Raw genomic sequence first — 25,359 nt, forward strand, 5'->3', positions numbered from 1 at the left:
CCGCCTTGGAGTATCCGCAAGCCGGAACGGGGCCGCACGCCGTGCGGCCGGTCGCGGCGCGTGGCCGGCAGCACGCCCCCTCAACCGCCACCGCAGGGGCCTTGTGGCCATCGCCCCTCCCCGGGGAATCCGCAAGCCGTAACGGGGCAGCGCGCCCCTCCGCCGGTCGCGGCGAGCGGCCGGTGGTACGGCACTCGGCCGTCACGGCCGGGTCGTCGGGCATCGCCCGGCCCCGGAGTGTCCGGAAGGCGGGACGGGGGGCGCTGGTGGCGGGTGGGGCCGATACGGTGGGGGGACCATGAGCGCATCGCTGAACTCCGACGTTCCCACCCTTCTCGTCAAGATCTTCGGGAAGGACCGCCCCGGAATCACCGCCGGGCTGTTCGACACCCTCGCCGCCTACTCCGTCGATGTGGTCGACATCGAGCAGGTCGTCACCCGGGGCCGTATCGTCCTGTGCGCGCTCGTCACCGAGCCGGTGGGGGGTACCGAGGGTGAGCTGCGGGCCACCGTGCACAGCTGGGCCGAATCGCTGAAGCTGCAGGCGGAGATCATCTCGGGCACGGGTGACAACCGGCCGCGCGGTCTCGGGCGCTCGCACGTCACGGTGCTGGGGCACCCCCTCACCGCGGAAAACACGGCGGCCATAGCGGCCACGATCACCTCGACCGGCGGCAACATCGACCGTATCTTCCGGCTGGCGAAGTACCCGGTGACGGCCGTGGAATTCGCCGTGTCCGGTGCCGAGACGGCGCCCCTGCGCACCGCGCTCGCCACGCAGGCCCACGAGATCGGTGTGGATGTGGCGGTCGTGTCGGCCGGTCTGCACCGCAGGGCCCAGCGGCTGGTCGTCATGGACGTCGACTCGACCCTCATCCAGGACGAGGTGATCGAGCTCTTCGCGGCACACGCGGGCTGCGAGGACAAGGTCGCCGAGGTGACCGAGGCGGCGATGCGCGGGGAGCTGGACTTCGAGCAGTCGCTGCACGCGCGTGTGGCGCTGCTCGCGGGGCTTGACGCGTCGGTCGTGGAGAAGGTGCGGGCGGAGGTCAGGCTGACGCCCGGGGCGCGGACGCTGATCCGTACGCTCAAGCGGCTCGGCTACCAAGTCGGCGTCGTGTCGGGCGGCTTCACTCAGGTCACGGACGAACTCAAGATCCGGCTGGGGCTTGATTTCGCGTCGGCCAACACGCTGGAGATCGTGGACGGCAAGCTGACCGGCCGGGTCACCGGCGAGATCGTCGACCGGGCCGGCAAGGCGCGGCTGCTGCGCCGTTTCGCGGCCGAGGCCGGCGTCCCGCTCGCCCAGACCGTCGCGATCGGTGACGGCGCCAACGATCTGGACATGCTGAACGCGGCCGGGCTGGGCGTGGCCTTCAACGCCAAGCCGGTGGTGCGCAAGGCGGCCGACACCGCCGTGAACGTCCCGTTCCTGGACACGGTGCTGTATCTGCTGGGGATCACCCGCGAAGAGGTCGAGGCGGCGGACATCTCCGAGGTCTGACCCCGTCGACACGAAGGGCCCGGACACCGTGCGGTGTCCGGGCCCCGTCCGTGCGGCCGGTTCCGTGGGTCTCAGTCGTGCGGCGCCCAGTACGCCATCAGCCTGCCGACGCCGTGCTCCACCGATTTCCACGAACCGTTGAAGCCGACGACGGCGAACGCGGCCGCGGGGAACCCGCCGCGGTTCATCCGGGCCAGCGTGTCGCCCTCGGCCCCGCCCGCGAGCGCGTCGGCCAAGGCGTGCATGCCCGGGTTGTGGCCGATCACGAGGAGGTCGTTCACCTCGTCGGAGGTCTCGTTGAGCAGTGCGAGGAGCTCGCCGAGGGAGGCTTCGTACAGCCTCTCCTCGTACACGGTCTTCGGGCGCTTCGGCAGTTCCTGGACCGCCAGCTTCCACGTCTCGCGGGTCCTGACCGCGGTCGAGCACAGGGCCAGATCGAAGGTGATCCCGGTCTCGGCGAGTCGCCGGCCGGCCACGGGGGCGTCCATGCGGCCTCGGTCGGCGAGGGGCCGCTCGTGGTCGGACACCTGGGGCCAGTCGGCCTTCGCATGCCGCAGTAGCACGATCCTTCGGGGTGTATCGACGCTCATGCCCACCAGCTTCGCATGAAACGCGCCACGGGGCGCAGGGTGTTGACCAGCCGGACTTCAGCGGGAAAGGGCCTGCTGGACCTGTTCCAGGAGGCGGCCGACCGCCGGGTCGCCGCCTGTCGCATGCGCCTCACCCGGTCCGGTGATCAGGGCGAAGAGGGTGACGAAGGCGGCCACGGGCAGGGCGACGGCCCACCACGGCAGCCGTGCGCCGACGCCGGCGGTGCGGCCGGCACGGGTCCGGGTGTGCGTACGGGCCGCCATGGCCGCCTCCGTGGTCCGTCGGTGTGCTGTCGGGATGTCTCACACGCTACGGATCACATCCGGCCAGGCCCATCCGGCGGCCCACCCAGTTCACCCTGAGCCTGACCCCCTAAGGGATGGTGGGGTCTGCCCCACCCCCCGGCCGTCAGGGTGAGGCGATGGACGCGATGACTCCGATGACGACGCCGATCAGCAGCATCGCGCCGAGCACGCCGAGGAGCTTCTTCTGGCCGTTCTGGGGATTGGGTTCGAGCACAGGCATGGGGTCAGTGTCGCACCCCGGCCTCGTCCTCGACGGTCCGGTCCCGTCCCGCGAGTGTGCCGACCAGCATCTGCGGCACCATCAGCCCGGCCATGAGGGCGAGCGGAGTGCCCCAGCCCCCACTGTGCTGGTAGAGGACGCCGACCAGGAGCGGTCCGGGGATGGAGATGAGGTAGCCGACGCTCTGGGCGAAGGCGGAGAGGCGGACGACACCCGCGCCGGTGCGCGAGCGCATGCCGATCATGGTGAGGGCGAGGGGGAAGGCGCAGTTGGAGACGCCCAGCAGCAGCGCCCAGACCCAGGCCGCGGCGGCGGGCGCGAACCAGAGGCCGGCGTATCCGGTCAGCCCGCACAGGCCGAGGGCGACGACGATCGGCCCCTGGTTCCTCATCCGGGTGGCGAGCCGCGGGATGACGAACGCGAGGGGTACGCCCATGACCATGGTGACCGCGAGCAGCACGCCCGCGGTGCCCGCGGAGACCCCCGCGTCGCGGAAGATCTGCGGCATCCAGCCCATGGTGATGTAGGCGCCGGTGGCCTGGAGGCCGAAGAAGCAGGCGAGGGCCCAGGCGGTGCGGCTGCGGGTGATGCGGAGCGGCGCGGCCTCCGCGCCGCTGCCGGTCCCGGCCTCGCTCCCGGTACCGGTGCGGGTCCGCGTCCCGGCGCCACGGCCGGCGGCGGCCGCGGTGGTGCCGGTGCTCTTGCCGGCCCGCGTGGTGCCGGTTCCGGCGGGGACGCCGTCACCTTGGTCGCGGTTGCGGACGAGCGCGATCCAGGGCAGCAGGGCGAGCGCGGCGAGGACCGCCCACACGCCCAGGCCGGTGCGCCAACTGCCGCCGAGCGCCTCGGTCATGGGCACGGTGGCGGCGGCCGCCAGAGAGGTGCCGAGGGCGAGCGCCATGGAGTAGAGCCCGGTCATGCTGCCGACGCGGTCGGGGAAGTACCTCTTGACGATCACCGGCATCAGGACGTTGCTGACGGCTATGCCCATGAGCGCGAGCGCGCTGGCGGCGAGGAAGCCGGCCGTGCCGCCGGCGAAGGGGCGGACGAGCAGGCCGGTCGTGATCGCCGCGAGGCCGGCACAGACGACGGTGCCGGGGCCGAAGCGGCGGGCGAGGCGCGGCGCGGTGATGCCGAAGACGGCGAAGCAGAGCGGCGGTACGGAGGTCAGCAGGCCGGCCACGCTGCCGCTCATGTGGAGCCCGGCCCTGACCTCTTCGAGGAGCGCGCCGAGGCTCGTGATGGCGGGGCGGAGGTTGAGGGCCGCGAGGACGAGGCCGACGATCAGGAGCCGGGTGAGCCAGGCGGCCGGTTTCCGCGCCGGAGCCGGGGCATGAGTCGGTGCGTGGGCGGGGGCGTGGCTGAGGACCTGGGTCTGGGGCTCGTCGGACATGGGCCCCATCATAGAATCATGGGATGATTGGTTGTCCAATCTCGTACCATTGAACCGGCAGGTCTCGGACAAGGAGCACCATGGCGCTCAGCTCTCCCCGACGTTCCGCGCTCTCCGACCAGGTGATCGCCGAGCTGCGGAACCAGATCACCTCGGGCGAGTGGCCGGTCGGTTCACGCATCCCCACGGAACCGGAGCTGGTCGAGCAGCTGGGCGTGGCCCGGAACACGGTCCGCGAGGCGGTCCGCGCACTGGCCCACAACGGCCTGCTGGACATCCGGCAGGGCTCGGGCACCTATGTGATCGCCACCAGCGAGCTGGCGGGGGTGATGCACCGGCGCTTCGCGGGCGCCGACCCCCGGCACATCGCCGAGCTGCGTTCGACGCTCGAGTCGTCGGCCGCCCGGCTGGCCGCCGAGCGCCGCACCGAGCGCGATCTGCGGCAGCTGGACACGCTCCTCGCGCGGCGCGAGGAGGCGTGGGAGGGGGGCGACGCCGAGCTGTTCGTCACCGCCGACGCCACCTTCCACCTGGCCGTCGTGGCCGCCTCGCACAACGACGTGATGACCGAGGTGTACGCGGACCTGGGACATCTGCTGCGGGACTGGCTCCGCGACGACGTGGGCGGGGACCTGAGGCCGGAGAACCACATGGACCACGCGCGGCTGGTGGAGGCGATCCGCGCGGGTGACGCGGACGCGGCCGCCGCCGAGGCGGCCGGCTATCCGTTCATGTGTCTCAGGAAGCCCTCAGGGGCTGGTGACTGATCCAGGCCTTCCCGACCTCTTTCCAGCAGCGGCCGGTGAGCTCGGCGTAGGCGGTGGGGCCGATCGCCACGGGGGCGCTGTCGGAGTCGATGTCCCACCAGCGGGCGCACTCGACGTGCAGCCGGACGCGGTCCGTGTCCGGGTAGGGGTTGTGACAGTACGCGGTGACCCGGGATCCCTCGACCGACGTGCGGCACGAGGCCACCCGCTCACGCTCGTCGTGCCGGTCCTCGCCGGTGGCCCGGGCCGCCGCCCGGGCCTGCACTCCGGCGGTGGCGGCGGCTGCCGCCAGGAGGACCGAGGTGGCGACCAGGGCCGCCGTTCGGTGGTGCTTCGTACGCACAGCCACACCTCCTCCCCGACAACGGACACAAATATCCGTTCTGACCCAGTCTGCCGTGATCTCGCGGAGTCGACGACTCGGAGCGGTTCACCGGCCGCGGGGCCGGAACGCGCGGCCGGCGGGCACGACACCGGGCCCGGACGCACGAAAGCCGCGCACCCGTCCCCCGGACGGTGCGCGGCCTCGCGTCAGTGAAGGGCTCAGGCGCCCATGATGTGCACGCCGCCGTCGACGTGCACGATCTCACCGGTGGTCTTCGGGAAGAAGTCCGACAGCAGCGCGACGACACCACGGCCGGCCGGCTCCGGGTCGCTCATGTCCCACTCCAGCGGGGAGCGCTCGTCCCACACCTTCGCCAGGTCCGAGAAGCCCGGGATGGACTTGGCGGCCATCGAGCCCAGCGGGCCGGCGGAGATCAGGTTGCAGCGGACGTTCCGCGAGCCCAGGTCGCGGGCGAGGTAACGGCTGGTGGCCTCCAGCGCGGCCTTGGCCGGGCCCATCCAGTCGTACTGCGGCCAGGCGAACTGCGCGTCGAAGGTCAGACCGACGACCGAGCCGCCGTTCTGCATCAGCGGCAGGCAGGCCATGGTCAGCGACTTCAGCGAGAACGCCGAGACGTGCATCGCGGTCGACACGGACTCGAACGGCGTGTTGAGGAAGTTGCCGCCGAGCGCGTCCTGCGGCGCGAAGCCGATGGAGTGGACGACGCCGTCGAGGCCGCCGAGCTCCTCGCGCACCACGTCCTCGACGCGGGCCAGGTGCTCGTCGTTGGTGACGTCGAGCTCGATGACCTTGGCCGGCTTCGGCAGCTTCTTGGCGATGCGCTCGGTCAGGGTGGGCCGCGGGAAGGCCGTGAGGATGACCTCGGCGCCCTGCTCCTGTGCCACCTTCGCGGTGTGGAAGGCGATGGAGGACTCCATCAGCACACCGGTGATCAGGACGCGCTTGCCCTCGAGAATTCCGCTCATGTGAATCAGTGACCCATGCCCAATCCGCCGTCAACCGGGATGACGGCTCCAGTGATGTACGAGGCGTCGTCCGAGGCGAGGAAGCGGACCGCGGCCGCGATCTCCTCCGGCTTCGCGTACCGGGCGAGCGGCACCTGGGCGACGATGCCCGCGCGCTGCTCCTCGCTGAGCACCTTGGTCATGTCGGTGTCGACGAAACCGGGTGCGACGACATTGAACGTGATGTTGCGGGAGCCGAGCTCACGGGCGAGGGAGCGGGCGAAGCCCACCAGCCCGGCCTTGGAGGCGGCGTAGTTCGCCTGGCCCGCGGACCCGAGCAGACCCACCACCGACGAGATCAGCACGACGCGGCCCTTCTTGGCGCGCAGCATGCCGCGGTTGGCGCGCTTGACGACCCGGAAGGTGCCGGTGAGGTTGGTGTCGAGGACGGACGTGAAGTCCTCCTCGGACATCCGCATGAGCAGCTGGTCCTTGGTGACGCCGGCGTTGGCCACCAGCACCTCCACGGGACCGTGCTTCTCCTCGATCTCCTTGTAGGCCTGCTCCACCTGCTCGGCATCGGTGATGTCGCACTTGACGGCCAGGCAGCCCAGCTGCTCCAGCGCCTCCGGCGGCTCACCCGACCGGTATGTGAACGCGACCTTGTCGCCGGCCTCGGCGAAAGCGCGGGCGATGGCGAGGCCGATGCCCCGGTTACCTCCGGTGACGAGAACCGAGCGGCTCAACGGATCACCCTTTCCCATAGCGGTGTGGTACCTCGAAAACCTATCTGCCCGGTCCGTCGTACGGGGACGCGACCCCTGACAGTGGCGTAGGAGAGTCACTGTCGGGTCCCTACAGAAAGGGCTGGGCATTCACCCCCGCGGCGCGTCATGATCGGGGGCGACCGGTCTCATACGACAGGAGACAGCTGTGCCATCTGGGATCCATTCCCTCGACGAAGCCTTCACGGCGCTGCCGCTGCGGGCCCTCGCCGACGCGGCGCTCGCCCGGGCCCGGGCGCTCGGCGCCGAGCACGCCGATTTCCGCTTCGAACGGGTCCGCAGCGCCTCCTGGCGGCTGCGGGACGCCAAGCCCGCGGGCTCTTCGGACATCACCGACCTCGGATACGCGGTGCGGGTCGTGCACGGCGGGGCCTGGGGATTCGCGTCCGGCGTCGATCTGTCCATGGACGCCGCGGCCAGGGTCGCCTCGCAGGCCGTGGCGATGGCCAAGCTGTCGGCCCGGGTCATCGCCGCGGCCGGGTCGGACGAGCGCGTGGAGCTCGCCGACGAGCCGGTGCACGCCGACAAGACGTGGATCTCCTCGTACGAGATCGACCCGTTCACCGTGCCGGACGCCGAGAAGACCGGGCTGCTGACGGAGTGGAGCGAGCGGCTGCTGCGCGCGGACGGCGTGGCGCACGTCGACGCGTCGCTGCTCACCGTGCACGAGAACAAGTTCTACGCGGACACGGCGGGCACCGTCACCACCCAGCAGCGGGTCCGGCTGCACCCGCAGCTCACCGCGGTCGCCGTCGACGGGACGACCGGCGAGTTCGACTCGATGCGGACGATCGCCCCGCCGGTCGGGCGCGGCTGGGAGTACCTGACCGGCACCGGCTGGGACTGGGACACCGAGCTGGAGCAGATCCCTGAGCTGCTGGCCGAGAAGATGCGCGCGCCGAGCGTGGAGGCCGGGACGTACGACCTGGTGGTGGACCCGTCGAACCTGTGGCTGACCATCCACGAGTCGATCGGCCACGCCACCGAGCTGGACCGCGCGCTGGGCTACGAGGCGGCCTACGCCGGGACCTCGTTCGCCACCTTCGACCAGCTGGGGAAGCTGGAGTACGGCTCGTCGGTGATGAACGTGACCGGTGACCGGACCGCCGAGCACGGCCTCGCGACGATCGGGTACGACGACGAGGGCGTCCAGGCGCAGAGCTGGGACCTGGTGCGCAACGGCACCCTGGTCGGCTACCAGCTGGACCGGCGGATCGCGAAGCTGACCGGTCTCGGCCGGTCGAACGGCTGCGCCTACGCGGACTCGCCGGGACACGTGCCGGTGCAGCGCATGGCGAACGTCTCGCTCCAGCCGGAGCCGGGCGGGCTGTCGACGGAGGACCTGATCGGCGGCGTGGAGCGGGGCATCTACGTGGTCGGTGACCGGTCGTGGTCGATCGACATGCAGCGGTACAACTTCCAGTTCACCGGGCAGCGGTTCTTCCGCATCGAGAACGGCCGGCTGGCCGGTCAGCTGCGCGACGTGGCGTACCAGGCGACGACGACGGACTTCTGGGGCTCGATGGAGAAGGTCGGCGGCCCGCAGACGTACGTCCTGGGCGGCGCCTTCAACTGCGGCAAGGCCCAGCCCGGCCAGGTCGCGTCGGTCTCCCACGGCTGCCCCTCCGCCCTGTTCCGGGGCGTCAACATCCTGAACACGACGCAGGAGGCCGGCCGGTGATCGCCCGCCTCGACATCCACCGGGGGCCCGGGGGGCGCACCCCGGGCAAGCACTGTCTCAACACCACGCAGGAGGCGGGCCGATGAGCCCTGTGACCAAGCCGCACGAGATCGTCGAGCGTGCCCTGGAGCTGTCCCGTGCGGACGGCTGTGTGGTGATCGCGGACGAGCAGTCCTCCGCGAACCTGCGCTGGGCGGGCAATGCCCTGACGACCAACGGCGTCACCCGCGGCCGCACGCTCACCGTGATCGCGACCGTGGACGGGGCCCAGGGCACCGCGTCCGGTGTGGTGACCCGCTCGGCCGTCACGGCCGAGGAGCTGGAGCCGCTGGTGCGGGCGGCCGAGGAGGCCGCGCGGGGGGCCGGCCCGGCGGAGGACGCCCAGCCGCTGGTCGAGGGCGTGCCTGCGTCGCCCGACTTCGAGGACGCGCCGGCCGAGACCTCCTCGGCGGTCTTCGGCGACTTCGCGCCGGCGCTGGGCGAGGCGTTCGCCCGGGCCCGCGCGGGCGGCCGGGAGCTGTACGGGTTCGCGAACCACGAGCTGACGACGACGTACCTCGGTACGTCGACGGGGCTGCGGCTGCGGCACGACCAGCCGAACGGGACGCTGGAGCTCAACGCCAAGTCCCCGGACCGGTCGCTCTCGGCGTGGGCGGGGCGTTCCACCCGGGACTTCAAGGACGTGGACCCGGCGGCGCTGGACGGGGAGCTGGCACAGCGCCTCGGCTGGGCGGAGCGCCGTCTGGAGCTGCCCGCCGGCCGGTACGAGACGCTGCTGCCGCCGACCGCGGTGGCCGATCTGCTGATCTACCAGATGTGGTCGGCGGCGGCCCGGGACGCCGCGGAGGGGCGGACCGTCTTCTCCAAGCCGGGCGGCGGCACCCGGATCGGCGAGACGCTGTCGCCGCTGCCGCTGACGCTGCGCAGCGACCCGAACGAGCCGGGGCTGGAGGCCGCGCCGTTCGTGATCGCCCATTCGTCGGGCGACGACTCCTCGGTCTTCGACAACGGGCTGCCGCTCAGGCCGACGGACTGGATGCGGGAGGGCAGGCTGGAGCATCTGCTCACCACGCGGCACAGCGCGGGCCTGACCGGGCTGCCGGTGTCCCCGGGCATCAGCAACCTGGTGCTGGACGCCGGCGGCGAGCGGTCGCTGGAGGAGATGGTCGCCTCGACCGAGCGCGGGCTGCTGCTGACCTGCCTGTGGTACATCCGCGAGGTCGACCCGGCGACGCTGCTGCTGACCGGTCTGACCAGGGACGGTGTGTACCTGGTCGAGAACGGCGAGGTCGTCGGCGCGGTGAACAACTTCCGGTTCAACGAGTCGCCGGTGGACCTGCTGTCGCGGGCCGTCGAGGCGGGCCGTACGGAGCGGACCCTGCCGCGGGAGTGGAGCGACTGGTTCACCCGCGCGGCGATGCCGGCTCTGCGAGTGCCGGACTTCAACATGAGTTCGGTCAGTCGCGGGGTGTGACGCCCATAGACTGACCGGGCACGACCACATCGTTCAAGAAATCGTTCAAGGAGACACGACACCGTGACGGACATCGTCGACGAGCTGAAGTGGCGCGGGCTGTTCGCCCAGTCCACCGACGAGGACGCATTGCGCAAGGCTCTCGCGGACGGTCCCGTCACGTTCTATTGCGGCTTCGACCCGACCGCGGCGAGCCTGCACGTCGGGCACCTGGTGCAGGTGCTCACCGTCCGCCGGCTCCAGCAGGCCGGGCACCGGCCGCTGGCGCTGGTGGGCGGGGCGACGGGTCAGATCGGTGACCCGCGCCCGACCGCGGAGCGCACCCTGAACGATCCGCAGACCGTCGCGAACTGGGTGACGCGGCTGCGCTCGCAGATCGAGCCGTTCCTGTCCTTCGAGGGCGAGAACGCCGCGATCATGGTGAACAACCTGGACTGGACCGCGGGCATGAGCGCGATCGAGTTCCTGCGGGACATCGGCAAGCACTTCCGGGTGAACAAGATGCTCACCAAGGACTCGGTCGCCCGGCGGCTGGAGTCCGAGCAGGGAATCAGCTACACCGAGTTCAGCTACCAGCTGCTCCAGGGCATGGACTTCCTGGAGCTGTACCGGCGGTACGGCTGTGTGCTCCAGCAGGGCGGCAGCGACCAGTGGGGCAACCTGACCGCGGGGCTGGACCTCATCCACCGGCTGGAGCCGGACGCCACCGTGCACGCGCTGGCGACCCCGCTGATGACGAAGGCGGACGGCACCAAGTTCGGCAAGACCGAGGGCGGCGCCGTCTGGCTGGACCCGGAGATGACCACGCCGTACGCGTTCTACCAGTTCTGGCTGAACGTGGACGACCGGGACATCTCGAAGTACATGCGCATTCTCAGCTTCAGAAGCCGGGAGGAGCTCGAGGAGCTGGAGAAGCTCACCGCGGAGCGCCCGCAGGCCCGTACCGCGCAGCGTGCGCTGGCGGAGGAGCTGACGACGCTGGTGCACGGCGCCGACCAGTGCGCGGCCGTGATCGCCGCGTCGAAGGCGCTGTTCGGTCAGGGCGAGCTGGCGGAGCTGGACGGGGCCACGCTGGCCGCGGCGCTCTCCGAGCTGCCGCGCGCCGAGGTCACCGAGCTGGGCCAGGTCGTGGACCTGTTCGTGGAGGTCGGCCTGGCGCCGAGCAAGTCAGGGGCCCGTCGCACGGTGAAGGAGGGCGGCGCGTACGTGAACAACGTGAAGGTGACCGCCGAGGACGCGGTGGTGTCCGCCGGCGATCTGCTGCACGGGCGGTGGCTGGTACTGCGCCGGGGCAAGAAGAACCTGGCGGCGATCGAGGTCGTCGAGGGCTGATCCACTACGCACGGCGGCGGCCCGGGTGCATCGCACCCGGGCCGCCGCCGTGCGTAGTGGGCTCGAACAGGGGCCGCGCGCCGGGACCGGCCCGTCAGGCTCTGCGTCTACTGCCCCGCATCGACATGTACAGCCTGTCACCGACGGCGACGATCACGATCGCCGCCGCGAGCTGGAGCGCGTGCCTCCCCCAGTCGATCCCCTTGGTCTCGTCGATACCGAAGCCCGCGGCCATCGCGTTGCCCGCGACGCCGCCGATGATGCCGAATATGGTGACCAACCACAGGGGACTGTGCTGCCTGCCCGGCAGGATCGCCTTGGCGATCAGCCCCAGCACGAATCCCACGACAATCGCCCACAACCAGCTCATGGCTGCCTCCTCGGTACGGGTCGACATGAGCCGTCGCGTCAAGTCTCGGCCCATACCCCGTACGGCGCATGTCGGAGCGCCCGGTAGGCGCTGTACCCGGTGCGCGTATGCCCTGGTGGGAAGGGCCCCGCTCTCGAATGCGGCGGAGGGCGGGCGTACGGTGGAAGGAGGTCCGGGCCGGGGAGGGCCCGGCGCGGAGGTCGGACGGTGGAATGCGATGCGGAAGCGGCACGAAAACGAAGTCTTCCGGATCACCGGGGCCCGGCAGGGCCTGGCGGAGGACGTCCGCGGCCGGCAGCGGCGCTATGTGATCTCGATGTCGGTGCGCACCGTGGCGGTCATCGCGGCCGCGTCATTGTGGAACGTGGAGCGGCATGTGGCGATCGTGGCGCTCGTGCTGGGTGCCGTCCTGCCGTACGTGGCGGTGGTGATCGCCAACGCGGGCCGGGAGAGCGCGCCTTCGGCGCCGTCCACGCTCGTGCCGACGCCCCCGCCGATGCATCCCTTGCTTGATCCCGCGCCGCCCGCGGCGGAGGACGGTACGGAACGGGAGTCCGGGCCGCGGCCGGGCGGCAGACAGGAGCCGAGCTGATCCCCCGGACCGGTGCGGACAGCGGGGGCGGTTCGGGCCACCTCAAGAAAAGCTCAGATCAATCATGAAGTTCCGGTGCACCGTACCCCGTTACCCGTGACATACTTCGTAGCGCGCTCCGCATCCCCCGTCGGAGCGACGGACCGACGCCGGGCAGCTCCCCCCGTGGCTGCTCGGCGTCGCCTTTGTTGGGACATGTTGTGAGCGACGAGAACCACCCCACCTGTTCCGCCAAGGGCTGCCGTGCCGCGGCGGTGTGGGTGCTGGCCTGGAACAACCCCAAGCTGCACACGCCGGAGCGCCGCAAGACCTGGCTGGCGTGCGAGGAGCACCGCGCGCACCTGTCCCAATTCCTGGGCGTGCGCGGGTTCTTGAAGGATGTGGTGACGCTGGAGGCGTGGGAGTCCGCCGAGGGCGGGGCTCCGGGGCCGGCCGGGCGCTGACGCCCGGCCTCGCTCAGCCTCCGATGGCGGACATCGGGCGGTCGGGCTGGAGGAAGCTGGGGTCGTCCAGGCCCGATCCGGCCTTCTTGCCCCACATGGCCACCTTCCAGATCCGGGCGATCTCCTCGTCCGGGGCGTCGGAGCGCAGGGCGGCTCGCAGGTCGGTCTCCTCGCGGGCGAACAGACAGGTGCGCACCTGGCCGTCGGCGGTGAGGCGGGTGCGGTCGCAGGCCCGGCAGAAGGGCCGGGTGACGGAGGCGATGACACCGACGCGGTGCGGTCCGCCGTCGACGATCCAGCGCTCGGCGGGAGCGGAGCCGCGGGCCTCGTCGGGCTCGGGGGTGAGGGTGAAGCGGGTGCGCAGGGATTCCAGGATGTCCCCGGCGGTGATCATGCCGTCGCGCTTCCAGCCGTGCTGGGCGTCCAGCGGCATCTGCTCGATGAAGCGCAGTTCGTAGTCCTGGGCGACGGCCCAGGCCAGCAGGTCGGGCGCCTCGTCGTCGTTGAGGCCGGGCATGAGGACCGAGTTGACCTTGACGGGCGTGAGGCCGGCGTCCCGGGCCGCGGCCATGCCGTCCAGGACGTCCTGGTGGCGGTCGCGGCGGGTCAGGGTCTTGAAGACGTCGGGGCGCAGGGTGTCCAGCGAGACGTTGACCCGGTCCAGGCCGGCCGCCCGGAGGGCGGTGGCGGTGCGCTTGAGACCGATGCCGTTGGTCGTCAGGGACATCTTGGGGCGGGGCTCCAGGGCCGCGCAGCGCTCGACGATGCCGACGAGGCCGGGGCGCAGCAGGGGCTCCCCGCCGGTGAAGCGGACCTCGGTGACGCCGAGGTCGGTGACGGCGATGCGTATCAGCCGGACGATCTCGTCGTCGGTGAGCAGGTCCGGCTTGGCCAGCCACTGCAGGCCTTCTTCCGGCATGCAGTACGTACAGCGCAGATTGCACCGGTCGGTCAATGAAACACGCAGGTCAGTGGCGACCCGGCCGTAGGTGTCGATGAGCACTGTGGGCCCCCTCCCGCGGTTGTCCCGATCCGTACACCATGGAGCCTACGCGACACGTACGACGACGTCAGGGGCCATTGTGTCCAGGAGCGGCGCGGCCGCGTCGTAGGGAACTACAACGCGGCCGCCATCCGGTTTCGTAGGGTGATCCGGTCAGTGCGCTCCGACACCGGTGAGTGACTTGACCTCGAGCTCGGCGTACTTGCCCTTGTCGGGCTCCTCCTTGGAGAGCAGGGAGCCGAGCCAGCCGAGCAGGAATCCCAGCGGGATGGAGATCAGGCCCGGGTTCTCCAGCGGGAACCAGGCGAAGTCCAGCTCGGGGAACATCGAGCTGGGCTTGGAGGAGACGACCGGTGAGAACAGGACGAGCGTCACGGACGCGACGAGGCCGCCGTAGATGGACCACAGGGCGCCCTGGGTGGTGAACCTCTTCCAGAACAGGCTGTAGAGGATGGTCGGCAGGTTGGCCGAGGCTGCGACCGCGAAGGCCAGGGCCACGAGGCCGGCGACATTGAGGTCACGGGCCATCGCGCCGAGGGCGATGGAGACGACGCCGATGAGGACGGTGGCCCAGCGGGCCGCGCGGACTTCCTCCTTCTCGGTCGCCTGCCCCTTGCGGATCACATTGGCGTAGATGTCGTGGGCGAAGGACGACGAGGACGCCAGGGTGAGGCCGGCGACGACGGCGAGGATGGTCGCGAAGGCGACCGCGGAGATCACGGCGAGGAGGATCGCGCCGCCCGGCGAGTCGGCTCCGCCGCCGATCTCCAGGGCGGCGAGCGGGGCGGCGGTGTTGCCGGCCTTGTTGGAGGCGATGATGTCGCCCGGCTTCAGCAGGGCGGCGGCGCCGAAGCCGAGGACGATCGTCATCAGGTAGAAGGCCCCGATGATGCCGATGGCCCAGTTGACGGACTTACGGGCGGCCTTGGCGGTGGGCACGGTGTAGAAGCGGATCAGGATGTGCGGGAGGCCCGCGGTGCCGAGGACCAGGGCGATGCCGAGCGAGATGAAGTCCAGCTTCGAGGTGCCGGTGGCGCCGTACTTGAGGCCCGGCTCCAGGAAGGCGGAGCCCTTGCCGCTGTTGGACGCGGCGGTGCCGAGCAGGTCCGAGAGGTTGAAGTTGAACTTCAGCAGGATCAGGAAGGTGATGAGCAGGGTGCCCGCGATGAGCAGGACGGCCTTGACCATCTGCACCCACGTGGTGCCCTTCATGCCGCCGATGGTGACGTAGACGATCATCAGTACGCCGACCAGGGCGACGATCGCGATCTTGCCGGCGTCGCTGGTGATGCCGAGGAGCAGGGAGACGAGGACGCCGGCGCCCGCCATCTGGGCGAGCAGGTAGAAGATCGACACGACGATCGTGGAGGTTCCGGCCGCGGTCCGGACGGGCCGCTGGCGCATCCGGTACGCGAGGACGTCGCCCATGGTGTAGCGGCCGGAGTTGCGCAGGGGCTCGGCGACGAGCAGGAGGGCGACGAGCCAGGCGACCAGGAAGCCGATGGAGTAGAGGAAGCCGTCGTAACCGAACAGGGCGATCGCGCCGGCGATGCCGAGGAAGGACGCGGCGGACATGTAGTCGCCGGAGATGGCGAGACCGTTCTGGAAGCCGGTGAACTGGCGTCCGCCCGCGTAGAAGTCGGAGGCGCTCCTGGTCTGGCGGCCGGCCCAGACGGTGATGCACAGGGTGGCGACGACGAAGGCACCGAAGAGGGTGATGATCAGCGGGCGGTGTTCCGAGGCGCCGGATCCGGCGGCCAGCAGGGCGGTGGTGTGGACGGCGGTCATGCGTCGGCCTCCATACGGGACTTGATGGCTTCCGCCTTGGGGTCGAGCTTCCCGGCCGCGTGCCGTGAGTAGAACCAGGCGATGAGGAACGTAGTGGCGAACTGGCCGAGGCCGAGGACCAGGGCCACGTTGATGTTGCCGAAGACCTTGGTGCCCATGAAGCCGCCCGCGTAGTTCGACAGCAGGACGTACAGCAGGTACCAGGAGATGAAGGCGAGGGTCAGCGGGAAGGCGAAGGTGCGGTGGGCGCGGCGCAGTTCGCCGAATTCCGGACTCTCCTGGACCTCCACGTACGACTCGGTCGTGGGCTGGGGGCGGGCGTCCGGACCGCCCGGGGGCGGCGGTGCATCGGTAGTCACGGCAACTCCTCGCGACGCGGGTGCGCTGGGCTTGGACATGGGGGACCTCATGGGTGGGGGCGGCGGTGCTTCTCCCCTGACAACGTCACGGAGTGCGGGGCGAAGCGGTTCACCACCGGCGCTTTCTCCTTACGACGTGTCCTTCGGCGTTCCCTCGTCCTCGCTGAAGTGCCGCCAACTCATTGATGAGCCGGGATGATCGGCGATAGCTTCGCTCGTCATGTACCCGCCCGCGCACGCCCTGTGTGCGGGCGGCCGTCACGGATGATGTGGAGACCCCATGGCTCATCTGGTGTCCGGACGCGGGCGCATACGCGCGCTGCCCGCCGGTCTGGCGCTCACGGCGTCGCTCGGTCTGTTCCCGGCGGGGGCGGCGTCGGCCGCCCCGGTGGACGAGGCCCCGGCCGTGGTCACGGCGAACGGCCCGAAGATGACGTACGTCGTGAACGTGCGGGGCGGCCGGTCCACGGCCGCTTCGGTGAAGGAGGCGATAGCCGAGGCCGGCGGCACGATCGTCATCGCGTACGACCAGATAGGCGTGATCGTCGTCCACTCGCGGAATCCGGGCTTCGCGCAGCGCATCCGCGAGGCGCGGGGCGTGGAGTCGGCCGGTGCGACACGGACCGCTCCCCTGGCGGCGCAGAGCAGTGCCGACCTGGAGGCGGAGCAGCCGCTGACCGCCGCGGAGGCGCGGGCCGCGACGGCGAGGGCGGCGGTGTCGTCCGCGGACGACGATCCGCTGCAGCCGCTGCAGTGGGACCTGCCCGCCATCAAGGCGGACCAGGCGCACCGGCGCACGCTGGGCAGCCGCGATGTCACGGTGGCCGTGCTGGACTCGGGGATCGACGACACCCACCCGGACATCGCGCCGAACTTCGACCGGGGCGCGTCGGCCAGCTGCGTGGGCGGTGCGCCCGTGCAGAACAACGCGTGGCGGCCGGAGGCCAAGGAGAGCGACCACGGTATGCACGTCGCGGGCACGATCGCGGCGGCGAAGAACGGGGTCGGTGTCACGGGTGTCGCCCCGGGTGTGAAGGTCGCCAGTCTGAAGGTGGCCGAGCCGGCGACCGCCCTGTACTACACGGAGGCCGTCGTCTGCGGCTTCGTGTGGGCGGCCGAGCACGGCGTGGATGTGACCAACAACAGCTATTACACCGACCCCTGGCTGTTCAACTGCAAGACCGACGACGACCAGAAGGCCTTGGTGGAGGCCGTGACCCGGGCTTCGCGGTACGCGGAGCGCAAGGGGGTCGTGAACATCGCCGCGGCGGGCAACTCCCGGATGGACCTCGCCGCCGAGACGATCGTCGACAGGACCAGCCCCAACGACACCACCCCGGTCGAGCGGGTGATCAACACCCGTGACTGCGTGGATCTGCCGTCGCAGTTGCCGGGGGTCGTGACGGTTTCGGCGACGGGCGCGAAGGGCTGGAAGGCCTCGTACTCGAACTACGGGCTCGGGGTCGTGGACATCACGGCGCCGGGCGGCGACTCGACGGCGTACCAGCCGCCGGAGGCCCCGGCGACCAGTGGGCTGATCCTGTCGACGACGTTCCGCGGCGGGCACACCTACGTCTACAAGGGCGGGACGTCCATGGCGGCGCCGCACGTCGCCGGTGTCGCGGCGCTCATCAGGTCCGCCCGTCCGTCCGCTTCGCCCGCGCAGGTGAAGGCGCTGCTGTACGCCCGCGCCGACGACATGGCGTGCACCGACCCGTACGACATCAACAAGGACGGCACGGTGGACGCGGTGTGCGAGGGCACGACGGGTGACAACGGGTTCTACGGCCGGGGCATGGTCGACGCCCTGGACGCGGTGCGCAGGTAGCGATCCGGCGGATGCCCGCATGAACGGACCGGTGGGGGTCCCGGGCGCGCGTGACGTCCGGGACCCTTCCCGCGAGTGGCACTCAGTGCCATAGTGCGGGTATGACATCTCCACTCGCCTCCGGCACCGCCCAGGCATGGGCGGCACTGGGTGCCAATCCCGCTCTGCTCGACCTGGTGTCCTACGGCGGTCCGTCCGGCGGGCTGCCGGCCCGGCTGCCCGTGATGGAGCTGGCGCGGGCCACCGTCGCGGTGTGCTCCCTCGCGGCCGCCGAGCTCCTCGCCGTGCGGACGGGGCGGGCCGTGCCGCGGGTGCGGGTCGACGACGAGGCCGTCGCGACGGCGTTCCTCAGCGACCGGCTGGTGCGGGTGGACGATCGGGCGTGGTCGACGTTCGCGCCGCTGTCCCGGTTCTGGCGGGCGTCCGACGGCTGGGTCCGTACGCACGCCAACTACCCGCACCACCGGGCCAGGTTGCTCGCCGCGCTCGGGGTGTCCGAGGACGCCGGTGACAAGGCGGTGGACGCGGTGGGCCGGGCGATCGCGGGGCGTACCGCACGGGAGGTGGAGGAGACCGTGTACGCGGCGGGCGGCCTGGCCGTGGCGGCGCGCGGCCCCGGGGAGTGGGCCAGGAGCGAGCAGGGCGGCCTGGTCGCCGGGCAGCCGTTGCTGACGACGGCCCGCGTCGGCGACGCCGCGGACCGGGTGCTCGGTGACGCCGCGCTGCCGTGCGCGGGGCTGCGGGTGCTCGATCTGACCCGGGTGCTCGCCGGGCCGGTCGCCACCAGGACCCTCGCGCTGCTGGGCGCGGACGTGCTGCGGATCGACGCCCCGCAGCTGCCGGAGAGTCAGGAGGCCCACAACGACACGGGGATGGGCAAGCGCTCGACCACCCTGGACCTGGCCGGCACCGCCGGGCGCCGGACGTTCGAGGAGCTGCTCGACGAGGCGGACGTCGTCGTCACCGGTTACCGGCCCGGCGCCCTGGACCGGTTCGGGCTGACGCCGGAGGCGCTCGCCGGGCGCCGCCCCGGTCTCGTGGTCGCCCAGCTGTCCGCGTGGGGCCGCTACGGGCCGTGGCACGAACGGCGCGGTTTCGACAGCCTGGTGCAGGTGGCCACCGGGATCGCGGAGCTGGAGGGCTCGCCCGGCGCGCCCGGCGCGCTGCCCGCCCAGGCACTCGACCACGGCACCGGCTATCTGCTGGCGGCCGGGGTGCTGCGCGCCCTGACCGAGCAGCACCGCGCGGGCGGCACCCGGCTGGTCCGCCTGGCCCTGACGCAGACCGCGCACTGGCTGGTCAACGACCTGGCTCCCGCCCCGGGCGAGGACGGCGGCTTCGACGCCGGGCGCCGGCTGACCGAGACCGGCAGCCCCATGGGCCGGCTGCGGCACGCACTGCCGCCGGTGTCGTACGAGGGAGGCCCGGTGAACTGGGCGCGCCCGCCGGGCCTGTGGGGCACGGACGCCCCGGTCTGGACCGGGGCCTGACGGGGCCGGGGGCGCCGTGCGTCAGGCCGACGCCGCCGCTCCACGGACCGCCCGGGGGCGGACGGCCGTGGCAGCGAGCACACCAGTGGCCAGCAGGTACTGGGCAGCGGCGTACGTCAGCATGATCCAGAAGTCGGGCACGGGCGGCTGCGGCCAGTCGGCCACTCCGGTGGCGATGAGGGTGTCGGAGATCAGGAACAGCGCGCCGCCCACGCCCGCGACGAGGCCCGGGGCGCTCGACCGGTACGCCATGGCGGTCAGTAGCGCCGCGTAGCCGGCGACGGGGACGCGCAGGTCGGCGGGGAGGTCGGGCCACAGGAGGACGACGGTGCCGACGAGAGCGGCGCCGTAGACCGCGGCGAGGACCGGCGGCGTACGGGCCCGCCCGAACAGCACCAGGTAGCAGACGTGACCGGCGGCGAAGGAGCCCATGCCGACGAGGAAGGCCCACTCCGCGTCGGACAGCAGGAAGACGTCGCCGCCCCAGCCGAAGAGCAGCGCCGCGATCAGCGGCCCCGGGGCGCCACGCACGGCCGCGTACGCCGCGAGGAGCGGCATCAGCAGCGGCTTGGCGATCAGGTGTCCGGTCTCCGAGCCGGCGAGGAGCGAGCCGAGGTCGGCGGTGACGGCCACGGCGAACGCGGCGATCAGCCCGCGGGCGAGCCGCCCGTGCGGGGCGGTGGCGTCCGGGCTCACGCGGCGCTCTCCGGGGCGGCCGGGCCGGGGCCCGTCTTCGGGGGCCCGGGCTGCCAGCCGGGGCCGCGGAAGATCCGGCCGGCGCGTTCCCGCCAGCTGTCGGCCGCGGCGATGTCGCGGGCGATGGCGACGTACTCGTGGGTGGCGACGCGCAGCGGGTTGTAGGTGTCGATGTTCTTGGTGAGGCCGAACACGGGCCGCTCGGTCTCCGGAGTGAAGGATCCGAACATCCGGTCCCAGATGATCAGGATGCCGCCGAAGTTGCGGTCGAGGTAGCCGCCCTGCGAGGCGTGGTGCACACGGTGGTGCGAGGGGGTGTTCAGGACGTACTCGAAGGGCCGTGGCAGCTTGTCGATCCGCTCGGTGTGCACCCAGAACTGGTAGACGAGGTTGGCCGACGAACAGAAGGCGAGGGCCGCCGGGTGCACGCCGCAGGCGATCAGCGGCACGTAGAACGGCCAGACCGTGAGCGACGTCCAGGGCTGGCGCAGCGCGGTGCTGAGGTTGAACTTGCGGCTGGAGTGGTGGACGACGTGGCAGGCCCACAGGATCCGGATGACGTGGTGGCCGCGGTGGGACCAGTAGTAGAAGAAGTCCTGGGCGAGCAGCATCAGCGGGATCGTCCACCACAGGACGGGCACACGCGCGGGGGTGAGCTCGTAGATCGCGGTGTAGATCGCGACGATCGGGATCTTCCACAGGAAGTCGAAGACGAGGCTGCCGAGTCCCATACCGATGCTGGTGGCGGCGTCCCTGGTCTCGTAGCCGGCGGCGTCCTCGTCGGGATGCAGTCGGTAGCTGACCACTTCGAGGACGGTGAGCAGGACGAACGCGGGTATGGACCAGAGCACGACATCGGGCAGGTTCGGCGGCATGCGAGCACCGTAGAGGGGTCCTTCGGGGCTCGGCTAGGGGTTGTTACCCACAAGTATGCGAGACGAGTTGTCAGCGGCTTTTGGTGACTTCCGCCAACCGCGTCGTCGCACATACGCTTCATGCTCCGCCCCAGGCGCCCCCCGGGAGGCACACGTGCAGGGAATCGAGATCGTCCTCGCCCGCCTCGCGGGCACCGTGGCCGGCGCGGTCGCCAAGTCGCTGCTGAAGCCGCCTACCGGTGCCGGAGAGGTCGAGGGCAGGGTGCGCGCGCTCGGGCGGCCCACGACACCGGACCGGCTGGCCCGGGTGCTGGGCGGGCGCCTCGCGGAGGCCTACCCCGCGCTGCCGGAGCACGAACGGCTGGCGGCGGTCGAGGCCGTGCGGGACACGTTCGCCCGGGCGGGCGAGATCGACGCCCGGCGGTTGTTCGCGCTCGGGCTCGACCCGGCCCGATTACAGAGCGAGTTGCTCCGGCCGCCGGCCGGACTGAGCCAGGGCGCGCTGGCCCTGTACGAGGAGTTGCTCGGGCTGTGCTGTGCCCATGTGGTCGAGCAGTTCACCGCGCAGCCCACGTTCGCCGCGCGGGCGGCGGTGGAGAACACGCGGCGGAGCACCCTCACCCATGAGGCGGTCGAGGAACTGCGGGACCGGCAGGAGGTCCGTCCCGAGGCCGCGGCGCTCGCGTTCGAGCAGCGGTACGCCGACTACGTGGCCGAGACGCACTCCCGGCTGGAGCTGTTCGGGCTGACCCTGGGCCACGTCCACAACGAATGGCCCCTCGACACCGCCTACATCAGCCTCAGCATGAGCGGTGAGCGCTCCCCCGCGCACCGGGAGGGCACCCGGCTGCCCCGTACCGGCCAGACCTCCGTCAAGGCCGAGCAGGCGCTCGCCGGGGCGGACCGGCTCCTGTTCCGGGGCCCCGCCGGCTCCGGCAAGAGCACGCTCGTCCAGTGGATCGCCCTCAACGCCGCCCGCCGCAGTTTCGGCTGGGAACTCGCCGACTGGAACCAGTGCGTGCCCTTCGTCCTGCGGCTGCGGGCCTTCACCTCCTCGGGAGCGCTGCCCATGCCCGAGGACTTCCTGCGGGCGACGGGCGTGCCGCTGCACGGTTCGGCGCCCGACGGCTGGGTGGAGTCGCTCCTCGCGAGCGGCCGCGCGCTGGTCCTGGTCGACGGTGTCGACGAGGTGCCGATGCGGCTGCGCCGCCGCACCGAGCAGTGGCTGCGCTCCCTCATCACCGCCTTCCCCGAAGCGCGTTACGTGGTGACGACCCGGCCGTCCGCCGTGCCCGAGGACTGGCTGTCGGGGCAGGACTTCGTCGCGCACTCCCTGTTGCCCATGGCACGCGACGTGATCCGTGCCTTCATCACCCACTGGCACGACTCGGCCCGCCAGGAGTGCGACACCGACGAGGAGCGGGAGCTGCTCGACACCTACGAACGCTCGCTGAACCAGGCCGTCACCACCCGGCGCGACCTGGGCCGGCTGGCCACCAGCCCGCTGATGTGCGCGCTGCTGTGCGCCCTCAACCGGGACCGCAGGATGCAGCTGCCGCGGGCCCGCAAGGAGCTGTACGACGCGGCGCTGGAAATGCTGCTGGTGCGGCGGGACACCGAGCGCGAGATCACCGGCGTGGAGGGTGTCCGGCTCACCCGCGACGAGCAGACGGTGCTGCTGCAGCGGCTGGCGTACTGGCTGATCCGCAACGGGCAGGTGGAGGCGGACCGGGCGGACGCCGTCGCCATGATCGACGAGTGGCTGGCGGCCATGCCCCAGGTGCGGGAGCAGGGGGACGCCTCGCAGGTGTACTTCCACCTGTTGATCCGCAGCGGGCTGCTGCGGGAGGCGGTGCCGGGTGCGGTGGGCTTCGTCCACCGCACGTTCCAGGACTACCTCGGCGCCAAGGCGGCCGTCGAGCAGCGGGACTTCGGGGTGCTGGTCCGCCACGGCCACGACGACCAGTGGGACGACGTCGTGCGGATGGCGGTGGGGCACGCGCGCGTGGACGAGCGTTCGTCGCTGCTGCGCAGGCTGCTGAGCCGCGCCGACCGCACCCAGCGCCACCGCCACCGGCTGGTGCTGCTGGCGGCGGCGTGCCTGGAGCACGCGCCGGAGCTGGACCCCGCCGTACGGGCCGAGGTGCAGGCGAGAACCACCGGTCTGCTGCCGCCGCGCTCGCTGGAGGAGGCGGAGGAGCTGGCCAAGGTGGGCGAGCTCGTCCTGGAACTGCTGCCGGAGCCGGGAGGCCTGGGCGACGAGACGGCGGCCGCCGTGGTCCGCACGGCGGCGCTGGTCGGGGGCGACGCGGCGATGGAGGTGATCGCGCGGTTCCGGGAGGACACCCGGACGCCGGTCGCCCTCCAGGTGTCCCACGCCTGGGGGGCGTTCGACACCGAGCGGTACGCCCAAGTCGTCCTGGCGGACCGGGCGTGGACCTCGTCGTACCTCCACGTCCGTACCGCCGAGCAGCTGCGGGCGCTGAGCTTCACCCCGCGCGAGCGGCGGGTGCATCTGACCGGCGCGTTCCCCGACCTCACCCCGCTGCACGCGCTCGACGGCCCGGAGTGGCTGTTCTTCCACAGCAATCCGGCGCTCGACGACCTGACGCCGCTCGGCGGCTTCGCTGGGCTGACGACGGTCGGTTTCGAGCAGTGCCGCACGCTGCGCGACCTGTCGCCGCTGCCGACCGCGCTGCTGGAACGGCTCTATCTGCACGACATGGCGCAGGAGCTGCCCCTGGAGCCGCTGGCCGCCATGCCGGCCCTGCAGCACCTCTCGCTCAACTACCGGCTGCCGGTGGGCGGGATCGGCGAGCTGCCCGTGGGGCCCGGTCTCACCACGCTGATCCTCCAGCGGAACACGGGCGCCGTCCCGCTGGACGGCATCGAGAGGTGGGAGCGGTTGCGGCATCTGTCGCTGTCGGGTGAGCGGCAGGCGGCCGGACTGCCCCGCCTGGGCGGCATGTCCCACCTGCGGAACCTGCACATCCAGTGGCAGGAGCGGCTGGACCTGAAGCTGGTCGCCCCACTGCGGGAGCTGCACCATCTGAACATCTCGCACTGCCGGGTCGTGGAGGGACTGGAACATCTGCGGGAGCTGCCGTACCTGACGTCGCTGGACCTGTGGCGGTGCGGTTCGGCCGACCGGCCCGTCGACCTCGGTCCGCTGAGCGGTCTGAGCACGCTGACGGTGATCCTCAACGACGATCTGCCCGTCACGGGCGACTTCCCGCCGGACCGGATCATGCGGCGCAGCTCCAGTTTCTGAGCCGGCCGGCGCCGCCGGGGGCCGCCGGGAACCGGCCCGGGACGGGCCGTCACACGCCGACGGCTCCGAGGAGCGATCCAGCGGCGTGGGTCACGCCCATGGCCAGCGCCCCGCCTCCCATGTTCCGCAGGACCGCCGGCCCGGCGGGCGCCGCGCCGAGGCGGGCGCTCCACCAGCCGGTGAGGGACAGGGCGGCGAGGACGGACAGGACGGTGACGTAGAGCCGCACCGACGCGGGCGGCAGGACGATCGCCAGCAGCGGCAGCAGGGCGCCCACGGTGAAGGCGAGGAAGCTCGCGCCCGCCGCGTGCCAGGGGTTGGTGAGCTCGTCGGGGTCGATACCCAGCTCCACGCGCGCGTGGGCGCGCAGGGCGTCCCGCGCGGTGAGCTGCTCGGCGGCCTCGCGGGCGACGTCCGGGCTGAGGCCGCGCTCCGCCAGCAGGTCGCTGAGCTCCTCGAGTTCGGTCTCGGGCTGTTCGCGCAGCTCCCGCTTCTCCTCGGCGAGCGCGGCCTTCTCCGAGTCCCGCTGGGTGGACACCGAGACGTACTCGCCCGCGGCCATCGACAGGGACCCGGCGAGCAGCCCGGCGAGGCCCGCCGTGAACAGCGTCGAGCGGGAGTCGGTCGCACCGGCGACGCCGACGACGAGGCCGGCGGTGGAGACGACCCCGTCGTTGGCGCCGAGCACCGCGGCCCGCAGCCAGTTCAGGCGGGCTCCGAGGGCACCGCCGTGGGTCTCGTCGTGGTCCGGCTGCCGGGCTGCGTCAGTCACCCGGGGAGGGTCTCACCCCTTCCGTCACCACACACGGACCGACCCGCCCGGGGCGAACGCCGGGCCGGCGGCGCCCGCGGGGCCTCCTTCAGCGGTGCGGCGATCTCGGCGGCGGTGGGGCCGTGGACGGCCGGGAGCCGGTCGAGGACACCGGGTTCGAAGCCGTGGGCACGGGCCGGTTGCCGCCGGTCGTCACCGCGACCTCCTGACGCGGCAGGCCCCCTGTGCCGGCGATGCGGAGAGCTCCGCGGGAGTACGGCGTCGCGCCCTCGTCGTGCGGGTAGCGGCAGGCCCCCGTGACGTACGGGCGCTCGGGGGCGGTCTGTTGGCGCCCCGGAAGCCCCCGGCCCCGGCCCCGGCACCGGCACCGGCACCGGCACCGGCACCGGCCGCGAATAATCCGGTGGCCCGCCGTACGGACGTTCCCTAGAGTCGTTCGCACGCGGGGACGGCTCCGCAGGCGTGCTTCCTTCTCCCTTTCTTCCGATGACAGCTGTAGCGCGCTCACTCTCCGTCCCCGCCTCACTCTT

The 25,359-nt window shown here is 71.8% G+C and carries 24 protein-coding genes; 10 read left to right on the forward strand and 14 right to left on the reverse strand.

Annotation, left to right across the window (positions count from 1 at the left end; genetic code table 11):
- The first annotated feature begins 298 nt into the window (after positions 1–298).
- Positions 299–1,504 (forward strand): phosphoserine phosphatase SerB, encoded by a 1,206-nt coding sequence (gene serB / locus ACY34K_RS00095; RefSeq protein ID WP_462741490.1) that lies wholly within the window; start codon positions 299–301, stop codon positions 1,502–1,504.
- Between the two features lie 71 nt (positions 1,505–1,575).
- Here serB and ACY34K_RS00100 read toward each other — a convergent pair whose 3' ends face one another.
- The 4 genes from ACY34K_RS00100 to ACY34K_RS00115 all read right to left on the reverse strand — a co-directional run bounded on the left by ACY34K_RS00100 (position 1,576) and on the right by ACY34K_RS00115 (position 4,013).
- Positions 1,576–2,094, reverse strand: a complete 519-nt coding sequence (locus ACY34K_RS00100; protein ID WP_462741493.1) for a SixA phosphatase family protein — start codon at positions 2,092–2,094, stop codon at positions 1,576–1,578.
- A gap of 57 nt (positions 2,095–2,151) precedes the next feature.
- On the reverse strand, positions 2,152–2,358 hold the full coding sequence (locus tag ACY34K_RS00105; RefSeq protein ID WP_462741496.1) for a hypothetical protein: 207 nt from the start codon (positions 2,356–2,358) through the stop codon (positions 2,152–2,154).
- A gap of 145 nt (positions 2,359–2,503) precedes the next feature.
- Positions 2,504–2,620, reverse strand: coding sequence for an SGM_5486 family transporter-associated protein (locus tag ACY34K_RS00110; RefSeq protein WP_462741499.1), 117 nt, complete (start codon positions 2,618–2,620; stop codon positions 2,504–2,506).
- A gap of 4 nt (positions 2,621–2,624) precedes the next feature.
- Positions 2,625–4,013 (reverse strand): CynX/NimT family MFS transporter, encoded by a 1,389-nt coding sequence (locus ACY34K_RS00115; protein ID WP_462741502.1) that lies wholly within the window; start codon positions 4,011–4,013, stop codon positions 2,625–2,627.
- 80 nt (positions 4,014–4,093) lie between these two features.
- Between ACY34K_RS00115 and ACY34K_RS00120 the strand changes: the two genes are divergently transcribed.
- A complete protein-coding gene (locus ACY34K_RS00120; RefSeq protein WP_462741505.1) occupies positions 4,094–4,780 on the forward strand; it encodes a FadR/GntR family transcriptional regulator in 687 nt (228 codons plus the stop codon).
- Here ACY34K_RS00120 and ACY34K_RS00125 read toward each other — a convergent pair.
- The 3 genes from ACY34K_RS00125 to fabG form a co-directional block, all read right to left on the reverse strand.
- Positions 4,752–5,123: a hypothetical protein gene (locus ACY34K_RS00125; protein ID WP_462741508.1), complete on the reverse strand. Its 372-nt coding sequence runs from the start codon at positions 5,121–5,123 to the stop codon at positions 4,752–4,754. The two genes, ACY34K_RS00120 and ACY34K_RS00125, sit on opposite strands and share 29 nt — an antisense overlap.
- Before the next feature lie 200 nt (positions 5,124–5,323).
- Positions 5,324–6,091 (reverse strand): enoyl-ACP reductase FabI, encoded by a 768-nt coding sequence (gene fabI, locus ACY34K_RS00130; protein ID WP_462741511.1) that lies wholly within the window; start codon positions 6,089–6,091, stop codon positions 5,324–5,326.
- A gap of 5 nt (positions 6,092–6,096) precedes the next feature.
- Positions 6,097–6,816: a 3-oxoacyl-[acyl-carrier-protein] reductase gene (gene fabG / locus ACY34K_RS00135; protein ID WP_462741514.1), complete on the reverse strand. Its 720-nt coding sequence runs from the start codon at positions 6,814–6,816 to the stop codon at positions 6,097–6,099.
- 199 nt (positions 6,817–7,015) lie between these two features.
- Here fabG and ACY34K_RS00140 point away from each other — a divergent pair, with 199 nt between their 5' ends.
- The 3 genes from ACY34K_RS00140 (at position 7,016) to tyrS (ending at position 11,342) form a co-directional block, all read left to right on the forward strand.
- The gene (locus tag ACY34K_RS00140; protein ID WP_462742703.1) at positions 7,016–8,536 is read left to right on the forward strand and encodes a TldD/PmbA family protein; all 1,521 of its coding nucleotides are present in this window, start codon (positions 7,016–7,018) and stop codon (positions 8,534–8,536) included.
- Between the two features lie 82 nt (positions 8,537–8,618).
- Positions 8,619–10,010 carry a metallopeptidase TldD-related protein gene (locus ACY34K_RS00145; protein WP_462741517.1) on the forward strand — a complete coding sequence of 464 codons (1,392 nt, stop codon included), beginning with the start codon at positions 8,619–8,621 and terminating at the stop codon, positions 10,008–10,010.
- A gap of 63 nt (positions 10,011–10,073) precedes the next feature.
- On the forward strand, positions 10,074–11,342 hold the full coding sequence (tyrS, locus tag ACY34K_RS00150) for a tyrosine--tRNA ligase (RefSeq protein WP_462741520.1): 1,269 nt from the start codon (positions 10,074–10,076) through the stop codon (positions 11,340–11,342).
- 94 nt (positions 11,343–11,436) lie between these two features.
- On the opposite strand, the gene ACY34K_RS00155 is transcribed toward tyrS, so the two are convergent.
- Positions 11,437–11,712: a GlsB/YeaQ/YmgE family stress response membrane protein gene (locus ACY34K_RS00155; protein ID WP_462741522.1), complete on the reverse strand. Its 276-nt coding sequence runs from the start codon at positions 11,710–11,712 to the stop codon at positions 11,437–11,439.
- A gap of 217 nt (positions 11,713–11,929) precedes the next feature.
- Between ACY34K_RS00155 and ACY34K_RS00160 the strand changes: the two genes are divergently transcribed.
- Entirely contained in the window at positions 11,930–12,304 is a 375-nt protein-coding gene (locus ACY34K_RS00160; RefSeq protein WP_462741525.1) for a DUF3099 domain-containing protein, read from the forward strand.
- A 200-nt stretch (positions 12,305–12,504) separates the two neighbouring features.
- Positions 12,505–12,747, forward strand: a complete 243-nt coding sequence (locus tag ACY34K_RS00165; protein ID WP_462741527.1) for a hypothetical protein — start codon at positions 12,505–12,507, stop codon at positions 12,745–12,747.
- Positions 12,748–12,760: 13 nt separating this feature from the next.
- On the opposite strand, the gene moaA is transcribed toward ACY34K_RS00165, so the two are convergent.
- The 3 genes from moaA to ACY34K_RS00180 all read right to left on the reverse strand — a co-directional run bounded on the left by moaA (position 12,761) and on the right by ACY34K_RS00180 (position 15,897).
- Positions 12,761–13,750: a GTP 3',8-cyclase MoaA gene (gene moaA, locus ACY34K_RS00170; RefSeq protein ID WP_462741529.1), complete on the reverse strand. Its 990-nt coding sequence runs from the start codon at positions 13,748–13,750 to the stop codon at positions 12,761–12,763.
- Between the two features lie 153 nt (positions 13,751–13,903).
- Positions 13,904–15,538: a solute symporter family protein gene (locus tag ACY34K_RS00175; protein ID WP_462741532.1), complete on the reverse strand. Its 1,635-nt coding sequence runs from the start codon at positions 15,536–15,538 to the stop codon at positions 13,904–13,906.
- Positions 15,535–15,897 (reverse strand): DUF485 domain-containing protein, encoded by a 363-nt coding sequence (locus ACY34K_RS00180; RefSeq protein ID WP_462741535.1) that lies wholly within the window; start codon positions 15,895–15,897, stop codon positions 15,535–15,537. Before ACY34K_RS00180 ends, ACY34K_RS00175 begins: the two co-directional genes overlap by 4 nt.
- A 280-nt stretch (positions 15,898–16,177) precedes the next feature.
- Here ACY34K_RS00180 and ACY34K_RS00185 point away from each other — a divergent pair, with 280 nt between their 5' ends.
- Both ACY34K_RS00185 and ACY34K_RS00190 read left to right on the forward strand, forming a co-directional pair.
- Positions 16,178–17,725 carry a S8 family serine peptidase gene (locus tag ACY34K_RS00185; RefSeq protein ID WP_462741538.1) on the forward strand — a complete coding sequence of 516 codons (1,548 nt, stop codon included), beginning with the start codon at positions 16,178–16,180 and terminating at the stop codon, positions 17,723–17,725.
- A 101-nt stretch (positions 17,726–17,826) separates the two neighbouring features.
- A complete protein-coding gene (locus ACY34K_RS00190) occupies positions 17,827–19,215 on the forward strand; it encodes a CoA transferase (protein WP_462741541.1) in 1,389 nt (462 codons plus the stop codon).
- Between the two features lie 21 nt (positions 19,216–19,236).
- Here ACY34K_RS00190 and ACY34K_RS00195 read toward each other — a convergent pair whose 3' ends face one another.
- Together ACY34K_RS00195 and ACY34K_RS00200 are read right to left on the reverse strand one after the other, a co-directional pair.
- Positions 19,237–19,911 (reverse strand): lysoplasmalogenase, encoded by a 675-nt coding sequence (locus ACY34K_RS00195; protein ID WP_462741543.1) that lies wholly within the window; start codon positions 19,909–19,911, stop codon positions 19,237–19,239.
- The gene (locus tag ACY34K_RS00200) at positions 19,908–20,786 is read right to left on the reverse strand and encodes a sterol desaturase family protein (protein ID WP_462741546.1); all 879 of its coding nucleotides are present in this window, start codon (positions 20,784–20,786) and stop codon (positions 19,908–19,910) included. The genes ACY34K_RS00195 and ACY34K_RS00200 overlap by 4 nt, the downstream gene beginning before the upstream one ends.
- Before the next feature lie 154 nt (positions 20,787–20,940).
- On the opposite strand from ACY34K_RS00200, the gene ACY34K_RS00205 reads away from it, so the two are divergent.
- A complete protein-coding gene (locus tag ACY34K_RS00205; protein WP_462741548.1) occupies positions 20,941–24,057 on the forward strand; it encodes an NACHT domain-containing protein in 3,117 nt (1,038 codons plus the stop codon).
- A gap of 49 nt (positions 24,058–24,106) precedes the next feature.
- On the opposite strand, the gene ACY34K_RS00210 is transcribed toward ACY34K_RS00205, so the two are convergent.
- Positions 24,107–24,829, reverse strand: coding sequence for a VIT1/CCC1 transporter family protein (locus tag ACY34K_RS00210; RefSeq protein ID WP_462741551.1), 723 nt, complete (start codon positions 24,827–24,829; stop codon positions 24,107–24,109).
- Between the last annotated feature and the right edge of the window lie 530 nt (positions 24,830–25,359).

It is taken from the genome of Streptomyces sp. STAM6 (assembly GCF_054963715.1).

Coding starts and splice junctions, on each gene's coding strand:
- serB (WP_462741490.1), top strand. CDS start 299: ATGAGCGCATCGCTGAACTCCGACGTTCCCACCCTTCTCGTCAAGATC.
- ACY34K_RS00100 (WP_462741493.1), bottom strand. CDS start 2,094: ATGAGCGTCGATACACCCCGAAGGATCGTGCTACTGCGGCATGCGAAG.
- ACY34K_RS00105 (WP_462741496.1), bottom strand. CDS start 2,358: ATGGCGGCCCGTACGCACACCCGGACCCGTGCCGGCCGCACCGCCGGC.
- ACY34K_RS00110 (WP_462741499.1), bottom strand. CDS start 2,620: ATGCCTGTGCTCGAACCCAATCCCCAGAACGGCCAGAAGAAGCTCCTC.
- ACY34K_RS00115 (WP_462741502.1), bottom strand. CDS start 4,013: ATGTCCGACGAGCCCCAGACCCAGGTCCTCAGCCACGCCCCCGCCCAC.
- ACY34K_RS00120 (WP_462741505.1), top strand. CDS start 4,094: ATGGCGCTCAGCTCTCCCCGACGTTCCGCGCTCTCCGACCAGGTGATC.
- fabI (WP_462741511.1), bottom strand. CDS start 6,091: ATGAGCGGAATTCTCGAGGGCAAGCGCGTCCTGATCACCGGTGTGCTG.
- ACY34K_RS00145 (WP_462741517.1), top strand. CDS start 8,619: ATGAGCCCTGTGACCAAGCCGCACGAGATCGTCGAGCGTGCCCTGGAG.
- ACY34K_RS00155 (WP_462741522.1), bottom strand. CDS start 11,712: ATGAGCTGGTTGTGGGCGATTGTCGTGGGATTCGTGCTGGGGCTGATC.
- ACY34K_RS00160 (WP_462741525.1), top strand. CDS start 11,930: ATGCGGAAGCGGCACGAAAACGAAGTCTTCCGGATCACCGGGGCCCGG.
- ACY34K_RS00175 (WP_462741532.1), bottom strand. CDS start 15,538: ATGACCGCCGTCCACACCACCGCCCTGCTGGCCGCCGGATCCGGCGCC.
- ACY34K_RS00185 (WP_462741538.1), top strand. CDS start 16,178: ATGGCTCATCTGGTGTCCGGACGCGGGCGCATACGCGCGCTGCCCGCC.
- ACY34K_RS00190 (WP_462741541.1), top strand. CDS start 17,827: ATGACATCTCCACTCGCCTCCGGCACCGCCCAGGCATGGGCGGCACTG.
- ACY34K_RS00200 (WP_462741546.1), bottom strand. CDS start 20,786: ATGCCGCCGAACCTGCCCGATGTCGTGCTCTGGTCCATACCCGCGTTC.